The 12,625-nt window shown below is 63.5% G+C and carries 12 protein-coding genes; 9 read left to right on the plus strand and 3 right to left on the minus strand.

Annotation, left to right across the window (positions count from 1 at the left end; translation table 11 throughout):
* Positions 1–7 precede the first annotated feature (7 nt).
* Together CO731_RS13150 and CO731_RS13155 are read right to left on the minus strand one after the other, a co-directional pair.
* Positions 8–1,579 (minus strand): ABC transporter substrate-binding protein, encoded by a 1,572-nt coding sequence (locus CO731_RS13150; RefSeq protein WP_108607484.1) that lies wholly within the window; start codon positions 1,577–1,579, stop codon positions 8–10.
* A 100-nt stretch (positions 1,580–1,679) separates the two neighbouring features.
* Positions 1,680–2,792 (minus strand): M20 family metallopeptidase, encoded by a 1,113-nt coding sequence (locus tag CO731_RS13155; RefSeq protein WP_108607485.1) that lies wholly within the window; start codon positions 2,790–2,792, stop codon positions 1,680–1,682.
* Between the two features lie 476 nt (positions 2,793–3,268).
* On the opposite strand from CO731_RS13155, the gene CO731_RS13160 reads away from it, so the two are divergent.
* From CO731_RS13160 to CO731_RS13195, 8 genes are all read left to right on the plus strand, one after another.
* The gene (locus tag CO731_RS13160; protein ID WP_108607486.1) at positions 3,269–3,520 is read left to right on the plus strand and encodes a heavy-metal-associated domain-containing protein; all 252 of its coding nucleotides are present in this window, start codon (positions 3,269–3,271) and stop codon (positions 3,518–3,520) included.
* A 149-nt stretch (positions 3,521–3,669) separates the two neighbouring features.
* The gene (metC, locus tag CO731_RS13165; RefSeq protein ID WP_108607487.1) at positions 3,670–4,851 is read left to right on the plus strand and encodes a cystathionine beta-lyase; all 1,182 of its coding nucleotides are present in this window, start codon (positions 3,670–3,672) and stop codon (positions 4,849–4,851) included.
* 72 nt (positions 4,852–4,923) lie between these two features.
* A complete protein-coding gene (locus tag CO731_RS13170; protein WP_108607488.1) occupies positions 4,924–5,949 on the plus strand; it encodes an amino acid ABC transporter substrate-binding protein in 1,026 nt (341 codons plus the stop codon).
* A gap of 8 nt (positions 5,950–5,957) precedes the next feature.
* A complete protein-coding gene (locus CO731_RS13175; protein ID WP_108607489.1) occupies positions 5,958–7,178 on the plus strand; it encodes an ABC transporter permease subunit in 1,221 nt (406 codons plus the stop codon).
* Positions 7,179–7,181: 3 nt separating this feature from the next.
* On the plus strand, positions 7,182–8,303 hold the full coding sequence (locus CO731_RS13180; RefSeq protein WP_108607490.1) for an amino acid ABC transporter permease: 1,122 nt from the start codon (positions 7,182–7,184) through the stop codon (positions 8,301–8,303).
* Positions 8,300–9,043: an amino acid ABC transporter ATP-binding protein gene (locus tag CO731_RS13185; protein WP_108607491.1), complete on the plus strand. Its 744-nt coding sequence runs from the start codon at positions 8,300–8,302 to the stop codon at positions 9,041–9,043. Before CO731_RS13180 ends, CO731_RS13185 begins: the two co-directional genes overlap by 4 nt.
* Before the next feature lie 95 nt (positions 9,044–9,138).
* Positions 9,139–9,387 (plus strand): DUF982 domain-containing protein, encoded by a 249-nt coding sequence (locus CO731_RS13190; protein ID WP_108607492.1) that lies wholly within the window; start codon positions 9,139–9,141, stop codon positions 9,385–9,387.
* A gap of 122 nt (positions 9,388–9,509) precedes the next feature.
* The gene (locus CO731_RS13195) at positions 9,510–9,809 is read left to right on the plus strand and encodes a DUF982 domain-containing protein (protein ID WP_108607493.1); all 300 of its coding nucleotides are present in this window, start codon (positions 9,510–9,512) and stop codon (positions 9,807–9,809) included.
* 100 nt (positions 9,810–9,909) lie between these two features.
* Here the strand turns inward: CO731_RS13195 and CO731_RS13200 are convergent, their stop codons facing one another.
* Positions 9,910–10,758 (minus strand): LysR family transcriptional regulator, encoded by an 849-nt coding sequence (locus tag CO731_RS13200; protein ID WP_108607494.1) that lies wholly within the window; start codon positions 10,756–10,758, stop codon positions 9,910–9,912.
* 157 nt (positions 10,759–10,915) lie between these two features.
* On the opposite strand from CO731_RS13200, the gene CO731_RS13205 reads away from it, so the two are divergent.
* Entirely contained in the window at positions 10,916–12,340 is a 1,425-nt protein-coding gene (locus CO731_RS13205; protein ID WP_199914460.1) for an MFS transporter, read from the plus strand.
* The last annotated feature ends 285 nt before the right edge of the window (positions 12,341–12,625 follow it).

Here is a 12,625-nt window from a genome sequence, read left to right on the forward strand (position 1 = left end):
GCGCGTCCTATTCGACCCGGGCGCGCCCGAGGCTATCGTTGAGGCCGACCGCCGACGAGATCAGGTTCTTGATGTTCGAGCGGTGGATCGTCGGCCAGATCATCTCGAACAGCCAGGCGAGCGGGACTTCCTCGGCGATAAGGGCCTGGGCGTCCTGGTAGATCTTCGCGCGCTTTTCCGGGTCGATCTCGACCGCACCCGCGTCGAACAGCTTGTCGAGTTCGGGGTTGGAGAAGGCCGAAACGTTGTTCCAGGGCGAACCCTCGATGATGTTGGATGTCGTGTAGAGACGTGCGACACCCAGCGCCGGGTCGCCATACTGCGACATGTACGAGAAGGCGATGTCGTAGTCCTTCTCGCCCAGGCGCTGGTTCCAGCCGGCGACGTCGGTGGCGGTGAGTTCCACCTGGATGCCGGCCTCGATGAGGTTCTCGCGCGCGATTTCCGCAAGCCGCTGCCAGGTTTCGCCATAGGGCAGGGGCAGCAGGCGGATCGGGCTGCCGTCATATCCGGCTTCGGCGAGCAGTGCCTTGGCCTTCTCGACATCGCGCGGGTACTGCTTGATGTTTTCCGAATAGAACCTGGTCGAGCTGTTCCACGGGCTCGGTGCGACCTTGGCGTAGCCGAAGAAGGCGATGTCGCGCATGTTCTCGCGGTCGAGCGCATACATGATCGCCTGACGGACGCGCTTGTCCTGGATCCACTTGGACCCGTTGTTGAGCCACAGGAAGCACTGCGACCCCTGGAATTCCCAGCCCTTGGTCGTCAGTTCCGAGTTCGGCAGTTCGGCGAGACGCTGGACGTCGAAATATTCGACAGCGCCGCCTGGCAGAACGTCGACCTTGCCGGTTTCATAGGCGGTCGCGCGGCTGGCGCCATCGGGGATGACGTGGAAATAGACCGCGTCGATCGTCGGCACGCCTTCCTCGTGATAGGTCTCGTTGGCGACCAACTTGAGGTACGAGCCCCTCTGCCATTCACCGAACTTGAGCGGACCGGTTCCGATGGGAGCGTTGTTGACCGGATTGGTGTTGTAGTCCGTGCCTTCGTAAAGATGCTTCGGAAGCATCGGCATCGAGCCGACCTCGAAGGACTGGATGAAGGGCGCGAAGGGGGTCTTCATCTTGAAGTCCACCTTGTAGGGCCCGTCTGCGGTGATGCTCTCCACTGCCTTGAGGAAATTACGGACGCGCGGATGGGTCTCGCGCAGCATCTTGTCGACGCTGAAGACCACGTCTTCCGAGGTGAAGGGCTTGCCGTCGTGCCACAGCACATTTTCCTTCAGCTTGAAGGAATAGAACATGCCATCGGCGGCTTCTTCCCAGCTTTCGGCCAGCAGCGGGTGCGGTTTCAGGTCGGCGTCGAAACGCAGCAGACCTTCGAAGATGTTGCCGCCGACCATCTGCGAGGGCACGTTCTGATAGATGCCGATCATGATGCCGGGCGGCTCGGGCTGGACCACCACATTGAGCACGCCGCCCTTGGCTTGCGCCTGGGCCATGAGGGGAATGCCGCTGAGCACCCCGGCGCTGACGGTGGCAGCGGAAATCTGCAGGAATTGACGACGATCGAGTGACATTGAAACTCCTCCTGGAAAAAATCGTTGGTCCCTCTTGGCGGGAACTTGGATGTTGGGCGCCGGCCCTGACACTCAGGATCGGCGCGGGACGTCTCCCCCGTTATTCGGGCGAGTGCAGAAAGCGGCGGGCCATTCCCGTGTAGATGCGGCGGGAGGCCAGAAAATCCGAAAGGTCGAGGCTCTCGTCCGTCTGGTGCGCCTCTCCGGGGTCGCCGGGGCCCAGTATCAGGATGTCGGCGCCGAGAGATTGCAGAACCGAGCCGTCGGTGAAGTAGCTGGCGCCACCAGCTTCGCCGGCAGGCGCGCCCAGTTCATGCCTGATGTCCAGAGCCGTGCGAACGATCGCACTGCCGGCTGGAGTGTCGAGCGCCGGCAGGGAGTTGATCGTCTCGACGACGATCCTTCCGCCCTCGTATTCGGTTTCGATTTCACGCGCGATCGTTCGTATCGCCGCGAGGATGTCGTCGTGGCTCTGCCCCGGAAGGGTGCGCATGTCGAATTCGGCGACCGCGCGGTCGGGGATGACGTTGACCTGCGTGCCGCCCTGCAGGCGGGTGAGGCAGATGGTCGGCCGGCCCAGAAGCGGGTCGGATGCGGCGAGAGCGTCGAGTTCGAGCAGCCTTTGCCGGAACCGGACCACCATTTCCAGCGCATTGAGACCCATCTGCGGCATCGAGCCATGGCTCGTACGCCCGGTTGCCGCGAAGCTCAGCCACAGCGCGCCCTTGTGGCTGCGCACCGCACGGTTGGAGGTCGGTTCGGCAATGATCATGGCGTCGAACGGGGCGAGGCTGCCGTCGCTGGCCATCAGCCTCGCGCCTTCGGAGCCGGTTTCCTCGCCATAGGTCACGGCCAGCGAAAGCCGGCCCGACCAGTCATCACGGGCGTGCATGTCGAGGAAGCTGGCGATGAGGGCGGCAAGGCCGCCCTTCATGTCCGCACTGCCGCGCCCATAGATGCGGCCACCCGCGACCGTCCCTCCGAATGGCGACTTTTTCCATTCGCGGTCGCCGAGGGGCACGGTGTCGCAATGCCCGCAAAAGACCAGGTGCGGGCCTGCACGGCCGCTGTCGAGGCTCGTGACCAGATTGGCGCGTCCGTCATCCCCCTGGATCGTTGTCGATGCGACGCCACGCTCGGCAAGGTAACTGTCCAGCTCGGCCACAAAGCCTTGTTCACGGCCCTGCAATGCCGTCGTGTTGTGCTGCAACATCCACTGCAGGAGAGATATGCAATCGTCATCCGACAGGATGCCAGACTGGATAGTCGAAAGCGAACTGTCTTGTCTGGCAGGTTCTGGACGGGATTGAAGCACGTTTGTTACCTCGTTGGATAACAAACAGCGTAGTCACTCTCGTCATATGCTGTCCATTGTGCTTTTATACATTGAAAATGTTCTTAAGTGTGGAAATGTACATAACAAGATTGGAATTAGGTCGAGGGGTTTGACTGGTCGCACTTGGCATCGCCGCCAGTAGCCTCCGAGCGAAAATTGGGAAATAGCCCGAGGGCGGGCTGAAGCAACAGGGGGTACGAAAGGGTCTTGTCGTCCTCCCAGGGCCAGGTTGACGCAGTCAATTGACGTCCTGCAGGCCCCTGATCTTTTCATCGAAAACGCCGCTTGACCTTCCAGTGCTGGAAGGGTGCAAGGTCCAATTCACGGAGAGAGTAACTCGGGGGGAGAATTACATGTGCTCTAATCATCAGCATCACGACGACGTCGCGGCGGACGCTTCGGTCAAAGGCGTGACCTTCAAGGTCGACGACATGACCTGCGGTCATTGCGCCGGCATGATTAAGAAGGCGCTCGAGCACACCTTGCCGGGTGCTGCGTTTTCGATCGATCTTGCAAGTAAGCAGGTGACAGTCGCCGGCGATGCAGCGATTGCCGAAAAGGCCATCCAGACAGCCGGCTACCAGCCCGAGCGCCTCGCTCACTGATCTATTCGGTGCCGGGCTGCCCGGCACCCGACCACTGACACACGGGGACGTCCGCGCGCCACAGGCGTGCGGCGAACGTTTTCGGCTGCCCTGCGAGATGTGCAAGTGCAGCAGCGGGCCCATGGAATGAACTCCGGCAAGAGGCCAAAATGCGCGACGAAACCCGTCTCCTTCACACCGCTGTCGACGAACAGCCCTTCAACGCGTTGACGCCAGCGGTCCACCGCGGCTCGACCATCGTGTTCCCGACGGTTGAGAGTTTCCTCGCCCGCCACACGCAGTTCTACGACGGCTATTCCTATGGGCTTTATGGCCACCCGGCCTCCAGAAACCTGGCGACCCAGATCGCCGCGCTCGAAGGCGGCGCCCGCAGCCTCATCGTGCCGTCGGGCATGGCGGCGATCATGGTCACCAATCTGGCGCTGCTTCGCGCCGGCGATCATGTTCTCTTGCCGGACGCCGTCTATGGACCGTCGCGTTCGTCAGCCGAAAAGTTCATGTCGGGTCTCGGGGTCGACGCAACGTTCTATGATCCGCTGATCGGCGCCGGCATCACCGCCCTGATGCGTCCGAACACCAAGCTGGTGTGGGTGGAATTGCCGGCCTCGTTTACGATGGAGGTCCAGGATCTCCCGGCGATAGCCAAGGCCGCCCATGCCCACGGCGCGCTTGTCGCCGCCGACGGCACCTGGGCCTCGCCGCTGGGTTTCAAGGCGCTGCACCATGGCGCCGACATTGCGGTGCAGGCACTGTCGAAACATATCGGCGGCCACTCGGACCTGCTGCTGGGCAGCGCCACGGTCGCCTCGGAGGAGTTGTACCGGCGCATCAAGGACGCCAGCCGCTTCCTCGGGCTGGGCGTTTCACCCGACGATTGCTTCCTGGCGCTGCGCGGCCTGGGCACGCTAGCCGCCCGGCTGGAGCGCCAAAGTACTGCCGCCTTGAAGATCGCCGAGCGCATTGCCGAACATCCCAGCGTTGCTCGCGTGCTCTATCCACCGCTGCCCGGCGATCCGGGGCATGCGATCTGGCAGCGTGACTTCCGAGGCGCGAGCGGCGTCTTTTCCGCGGTTCTGCAGCCGCGTGACGATCGCCATCTGTCGACCTTCATCGAACAATTGCGCCTGTTCCGTATCGGCGCGAGTTGGGGCGGCCTCCACAGCCTGGTCGCGCCCGTGCAACTCGAAGGCGCCCGCACAGTATCGCCCTGGCGCGAAGAGGGGCCGCTCGTTCGCTTCAGCATCGGCCTCGAGCATCCCGACGACCTGTTGGAGGACATCGAACTCGGGCTCGACCGCTACGGCTTCCACCGGGAGGCGGCAGCCGAATGACCAAGGCTCTGGGCGCGCTGCGCTCCGGGAAACAGACGCGAAAATAAGATCACTGGGAGGAGGAGAACTGTCATGAAAAGACATGCGTTTTGGGGACTCGTCGGACTGGGCATCCTGGCCACGCCGGCTCTCGCCGGCGAAGGCGACAGGGTCAATGCGATCAAGTCGCGCGGTGAACTCGTTTGCGGCACCAGCACCGGCACGACCATCGGGCTGAGCACGCTCGACGCGTCGGGCAAGTGGGCCGGCCTTGAGATCGACTATTGCCGCGCGGTTGCTGCGGCGATGTTCGGCGATGCCACCAAGGTCAAGTTCGCACCGCTGGAATTCAAGAACGCGTTCGCCGCCCTGCAATCGGGCAGCGTCGACATGCTGGCACGCGCGGCGGCCTGGACCTACTCGCGCGACACGGAAATGAAGTTCGACTATGCCGGCGTCTATATGTATGACGGCCAGGGTTTCCTGGTGAAAAAGAGCCTCGGCGTCAGCAAGCTCGCAGAACTCGGCGGCGCCTCGGTCTGCGTCTCTGCCGGCACCACGTCAGAGCTCAACCTGTCCGATTATTTCAGGTCGAACGGCCTCGAATACACGCCGATCGTTGCCAACAGCCGCGAGCAGAACCTCGCCAATCTCGAGGCCGGGCGCTGCGACGCCTACACCAACGAGCGTGGTGGACTGGCCGCAAGCCGCCTCGGACTTGGCGCTCCCGACGACTATGTGATCCTGGAAGAGATCATCTCCAAGGAGCCGCTGGGCCCAATCGTCCAGCAGGACGACCCGGCATTCCGCGACATTGCCAGTTGGACCCTGTTCACCCTGATCGCCGCCGAGGAAAAGGGCATCACGTCAGCCAACGTAGCGGAGATGGCCGCTTCATCCGAGAACCCCGAGATACAGCGCATGCTCGGCAAGACCGGCGATTTCGGTGCCAAGCTCGGCCTGGCCAACGACTGGGTGGTGAAGGTGATCTCCTCCGTCGGCAACTACGGCGAGATCTTCGACCGAAACCTCGGCAATGGCAGCCCCGTCAAGCTGGCGCGCGGCCAGAACGAATTGTGGTCCAACGGGGGTCTCCTTTACGCTCCCCCAGTGCGCTGAGGTCACCCATGGCTGCCTCGGACCAGGACATGGCTTCAGGCCTGTGGAGCGGCGCGGACGGCAGCGATGCCGATGCGCGTCCCCAACTCGGCCCGAGGCAGCGGTGGGCGCGACACAAGGCGATCCTGCAGCAGGCGGCGGTGCTGTTGCTCGTCGCCACCCTGGCGGTCCTCTTGGTCCGCAACACCGTTGCCAACCTTCAAGCCCGCGGCCTGGCCTCGGGCTTCGATTTCCTCTGGCAGGAAGCCGGCTTCAAGATGGCGTTCAGCCTGATTGCGGTCGAGCCGACTTCCACCTACGGCCGGGTGTTCCTCGCCGGTCTGCTGAACTCCCTGCTGGTCGCGGCGATCTCCATCGTCGCCACCACCATCCTAGGATTCATCATCGGGCTTGCGAGGGTCTCCCCCAGCACCCCCGTGCGCCTTGTCGCCAGGGGCTATGTCGAGGTCGTGCGGAACCTGCCTCTTCTGCTGCATCTGCTGCTTTGGCAGACGGTAATCCTGCGTTCGCTGCCAACCGTGCGGGAGGCGATCGGATTTGGCGACGTCGCCTTCCTCAGCAACCGCGGTCTCTACCTGCCGGCGCCGGTCGCCGGCGGTGCCGCCGCGATCCTGACGGCGGCCGTCATGGCGGGCCTGGCTGCGATCGTCGTGGGATGCGTGGTCCGGCGGCGCTCCCGGGCGCGCGGCGAGACCCCGCCGCGCTTCGGTCTGGCGCTCGTCGCCGGCGGCCTTGTCGCCAATGCCGCCGCGATCTCTACCCTCGATTGGCAGATCCCCATGCTCGCCGGCTTCGACTACCGCGGCGGGCTCAAGTTGATGCCGGAGTTCGTATCACTGGTTGCAGCGCTTATCATCTACAACGCCGCCTTCATCGCCGAGATCGTCCGGGCGGGCGTGCAGTCGGTCGGACGGGGACAGAAGGAGGCGGCACTGGCACTTGGCCTGTCGTCGAAGCTGATCCTGCGGCTGGTCATTGTCCCCCAGGCGCTGCGGGTTATGATACCGCCGCTGGCCAACCAGTATACCCACCTCATCAAGGCGTCGGCGCTTGCCACCGTGGTGGGTTTCCCCGATCTGGTGAACGTCTTCCTCGGCACGTCGCTCAACCAGACCGGCCGGGCCGTAGAGATCGTCCTCATCACAGCTTTCGTCTATCTCACTCTCAGCGCCTCCGTCGCGCTGGCGACGAGCGCCTATGCACGTCGCGTCAAGCTGGTGGAGCGCTGATCAATGGCCACGTCTTCGCTTGTTCGCTCCCCGGTTTCGCAATCGCCGGTGACGGCCGCACGTCGACTGCTTGCGGTCGTCGTCGCCAATCCCTTCGGCACGGCGGTCAGTCTCGGCCTGGCCTACCTCGCCTGGACGCTGGGCGGGCGGATCGTCGACTGGGCCTTCGTCGAGGCCACATGGGTCGCCTCAAGCCGGGCCGAATGCAGCCCGGACGGCGCTTGCTGGGCCTTCATCGTCAACCGGCTTCCGCAGTTCGCCTTCGGCTTCTATCCCGAGGCAGAACGCTGGCGGGCCTGGATCGTGCTGCTTGCCCCGCCGCTGCTGCTGGCACTTGCGATGGCGCCCGACTTCAAGGGTCGGCGCAAGGTTCTGATCGGGGGATTCTGCCTCTATCCGGTCGCTGCCTTCGTGATGCTTTCCGGTGGCGTGCTGGGCCTCCAGCCGGTTGCCTCGGACAAATGGGGCGGCCTGCTGCTGACGATGGTGGTCGGCATCGGCGCATTCGTGTTCTCGTTCCCGATCGCGATACTTCTGGCGCTGGGACGAACCTCGCAACTTCCCGCGGTGCGCCTGCTCGCCACCGGCTTCATCGAGTTCTGGCGCGGCATGCCGCTCATCGCCATCCTGTTCATGTCGGTGATCATGCTGCCGCTGTTTCTGCCACCGGGCGTCGAGTTTCCGCGCCTGACGCTCGCAATGACCGGCATCACGCTCTATTCCGCCGCCTATCTCGCCGAAGTCGCGCGGGGCGGCCTGCAGGCCGTCGGGCGCGGCCAGAGCGAAGCGGCAAACGCGCTCGGCTTCGGCTTCTGGGCGACCCAGGGCTACATCATCATGCCCCAGGCTCTGCGCGCTGTACTGCCTGGCATTGTCAATTCGGCAATCTCGCTTCTCAAGGACACGACCTATGTCATGGTCGTGGGTCTGTTCGACCTGCTCAACATCGTCACGGCGGCCCTGTCGGATCCGAACTGGCTGGGTCTCGCCACCGAAGGCTACGTGTTTGTCGGCCTTGTGTTCTGGTCGCTGTGTTTTGGGCTGTCGCAGGTAAGCGCCCGGCTGGAACGTGATTCCGAGCGCGCCCACTCCCGCGCGCCAAGCGGCGAAAGGAAACCGCAATGAGCGTCAATGCCACCATAGCGGTGCGTTCGTTGTCCAAATGGTACGGTTCGTGGCGTGCTCTTCGCGACATTTCCCTGGATATCGCAAGCGGCACGTGCACCGTCCTCTGCGGTCCCTCGGGCTCCGGAAAATCGACGCTGCTCAGGTGTCTCAACGGGCTTGAGGAATGGCAGCAAGGCGAGGTCGCGATCGGCGGCGTCGCTGTCGGCTACAAGGCCCGTGAATTGTGCCGTCTGCGCCGCGACGTCGGCATGGTGTTCCAGCATTTCAATCTGTTTCCGCATCTGACGGTACTGGACAATGTCACGCTGGCGCCCCGGATCGTTCGCGGCAGGAGGCGTCGGGAATCCGAAGATCATGCCATGCATCTTCTCGAACGCGTTGGCGTTGCCGAGCATGCCGGCAAGCTTTCTTCCGCCCTTTCCGGAGGCCAGCAACAACGCGTCGCCATCGCCCGCGCTCTCGCCATGCAGCCCCATGTCCTGCTGTTCGACGAACCGACATCGGCGCTCGACCCGGAATCCGTGAAAGAGGTGCTGGACGTGATGATCGACCTCGCCAGGTCCGGCACCACCATGGTGGTCGTGACGCACGAGATGGGGTTTGCCCGTCGGGTCGCCGGGCGCGTGATCTTCATGGACAAGGGAAGCATCGTCGAGACCGGTGCGCCTGACGAATTCTTCGATTGCCCGTGCACCGATCGCGCCAAGGCGTTCCTCGGCGACATCGTCAACCGTTGACGACCTGGCGGCTGACGGGACCAGTCTTTGCGGCGATCTGGACTATAGCAAGAGGCCTGCCATGCAACCGTCCCGCCACAGCCGCGTTGAGGTTCATGGATTTCATGCCGAATGTCTGGATCAAGAACGGAGACTTCTCGCTGCGCGAGGTTGTCTCGGTCCCCGATGCGGCCGAATTTCTAGAGACGTGGCCGCATGACAAGCGCAATCCGTTCTTCTACCTGGCCGAGAACGCCATGCAGGCCGCCATCAACGGCTCCATCCCGGTCGAGGAAGCAAGAGACGCGTTCGAGACGTTTTGCACGGAGGCAGGAATACTGGCCGACGAACCGCCGAAGGGCTGAATTGTGCCTGCCTCCATTCTTGACGGGAAAGGCTGCCGTCGCCATTTCTTTGTCAGCTTGTCGCGGCCATCGCGGCAATGTCCGCTTGCTCGAGAAGACGGTCGAGGACCGAGGAGGAAGTGATGACCGCAAAAGCCTTTTCCCGCCCGATCTTCGTCAAGGACGAGGATCAAACCATCCGCGAAATCGCCTGTATCACCGATGCGCTCGAATTCCTGACGAAGTGGCCGGAAAACCGGCGCGGCCCGATCCACAACACAGCCGTCCGCGCATGCCAGGCAGCGCGCGAGGGCCGGCTGACCGTCGACGGCGCGCGCAATGCGTTTGCCGGTTTTGCCCGTTCGGTGCGCATTCGCGAGGCCGGCCCGGTGTCTGTCGAGCCGTGGATGATCACGCCAAAGCGTGGCCGCATGCCGATCTAGGTCGGCAATGTCGAGGACAGGTTCCGCAGGCCGTAAACCGGCGACCCGGCCTCAGCAATTGTGGATGCCTGGGCTCTGCTGTCACCGCATAGCGAACCGTTCAGCGAGCCGCAAAGCGCCCGTGCAAGATGGCGGTCATGTCCCGGGCAAGTTCCGCGACGATGCCGCCTCCCTCCCAGGAATAGAGCGACACGACCATCGACGGTTCCGAGCCGAAGGCGGCGGACTGGCGGGCCCGGCGGCCCGTCGTCGTGCCGACCGGAAGCAAGGAGAGGCCGAGACCGGCTTCCACGGCTGACAGGACGCTGCTCAGGCTGCTGCTCGTGAACGCGACGTACCAGCGCAGGCGTTCGCGGTCGATCCGCTCGAACATCGCATCGCGATACAGCCCGCCCGGCGGAAAGGTGACGAGCGGCAAGGGTTCGGGCCAATTGGGATTTGCGTCGGCGCTTTCGAACCAGGCGATGGCCTCTGGGAATGCGGCGCGATGATCGGCGCTTGGCGTAGCTTCTTTGACCACGACGATGTCGAATTCTCCGCCGCGATAGCGCTTCGTCAGGTCGAGGCTGAGACCTGCGGTGACATCGAGGCGTACTTCGCGGTGCCTTTTTGCAAACTCGGCGAATGCGTTCGTCATGGTGCCCGTCGCTATGTCGTCGGGCAAGCCAATGCGGATCGATGCGGTTCCGGCCGTGTCTGCAAGCAGGAGCTCGGCTTCACCCTGGAGCAACAGGATGCGCCGCGCGTGCCCGATGAGACGCTCGCCGGATGCGGTTGTCCTGACGGGCCGTGCGGCCCGGTCGATCAACTCCCTGCCAACGGCATCCTCGAGCCGGGCCAGTTGCTGGCTGATCGTCGATTGCGTCATGTGCAGGCGGTCGGCGGCAAGGGTGAAGCTTCCCGTGTCGGCGATGGTCACAAAGGCGCGCAGCAGCCGAGGATCCAGCATATCAGTTCATTATCATCGTGAATGATTATCATTCATATATCCCATTTGCGCATGAAATACCATGGCGCTAGGCAAGGATGAGCCTTCACGGCTCGCTCCATTGCTCTCATCGCTTTCGCGCAGCGGCCCAAGAGGCCGCGCCGTTACAGGTTTTTCCGTGCTGGCATTCAGGCAAAAGCAGCTTTCGGCCCCCGGCGACGGCCTTCACGGCCGGCAACGCGCCATCGCAACCTGCGCCGTGCTGCTGAACGTATGCATGGCCAACCTCGATACGGCCATCGCCAATACGGCCCTGCCGACGATCGCCCGCGACCTGAACACGACCGAGGCCCAATCGATCTGGATCGTCGGCGCCTACCAACTGGCGATGGTCGCTTCGCTGCTGCCCGCCGCCGCACTCGGTGAAATTGTCGGTCTCCGGCGCATCTCGATGGGCGGGCTGGTGCTATTCACGCTGGCCTCGCTGGTCTGTGGCCTTGCGCCGTCGCTCGAATGGCTGGTGGCGGGGCGCGTCGTCCAGGGCGTGAGTGCTGCCGGCATCCTGGGCACCGGGGTGGCGATGATGCGCTTCATCTATCCGCACGCCCTGCTGGGGCGCGGCATGGGCCTGAATGCCCTGGTGGTGGGGCTTTCGTTCGCGGCAGGGCCGTCGGTCGCCTCTGCCGTTCTCAGCCTGACCAGTTGGCACTGGCTGTTCCTGATGAAGGTGCCGCTTGGCCTGATCGGCATCGTGATGGGGTTGTATGCGCTGCCGCCGACGATCCGCAGCGCCCGGCGTTTCGACGGCTGGGCGGCAGCCTTGTGCGCGCTGTTCCTGGCGACGACGGTGTTTGCGCTGAACACGGCCGCACAGGGGGCGTCGTGGGGAACTGTGGCGACCAACGCCACGATCGCCATTACCAGCCTCGCGGTTCTCTTGAAACGTCAGGCCAACCGCCCGGCACCGATCCTGGTCATCGACCTGCTGCGAAAACCGATCTTCGCCCTGTCGTCCGTCGCCTCCTTCTTCACCATGATCACCCAGGCGCTGGCGTTCGTATCCTTGCCGTTCCTGTTCCAACTGCTCGGCTATACCCAGGTCGAGACAGGCTTCCTGATCACGCCATGGCCCGCCTTGCTTGCGTTTTCGGCCCCGCTGGCCGGCCACTTGTCCGACCGCATTCCCGCCGGCTTGCTGGGCGGCGTCGGCCTCGCCGTGCTGAGCCTGGGCATGCTCCTGCTGGCAGCGATGCCGCCCGAGCCGGATGCATTGGATGTCGCCTGGCGCATGGCTGTCTGTGGCGCAGGCTTCGGCTTTTTCCAATCGCCCAACATGCGCACCATGATCACGTCCGTGCCACCCGAACGCAGCGGCGGCGCTGGCGGCATGTCCAGCGTCATCGGCAATCTGGGCCAGGCATGCGGTGTCGCAATCGTGGCCGCACTCTTCAATCTGTTTGGCGCACACGGAGCGGTCATCGCCCTGTGGCTGGGCGCAGCATTTGCATTACTGGGCAGCGGCGCCAGCTTCGTGCGGCTGCGCTACCGGCCCGCCATGGGTCTCGAACCGCTCAAGACACTGCAGGATCGAGCATCATCCTGATAGGGGTGCGCATTCAGCAAATCACTGCAAATTATCCAAACATTTAATTTCAGAATGCTGGTGGCTGCGCCATATAGAGAAGATCATGACTGCAAGGTCGGAGGCCGCCCTTGGCGGCTCGTTTGCGGGGTCAGAAAGAATGCAGCGATAGTCTGCAGCGCAAATGGAAGAAGAAGGAAGTCGCATGGCGGACTTAAGATTTCGCGCGGGTTGGAGTGCAGCGTATAGCCTGCTCGCCCTGTTGTTCATGTTGTTCAATTCCATTCCCTCGTCTGCTTCAGGAGA

It is taken from the genome of Aminobacter sp. MSH1 (assembly GCF_003071665.1).
Taxonomy (GTDB): domain Bacteria; phylum Pseudomonadota; class Alphaproteobacteria; order Rhizobiales; family Rhizobiaceae; genus Aminobacter; species Aminobacter niigataensis.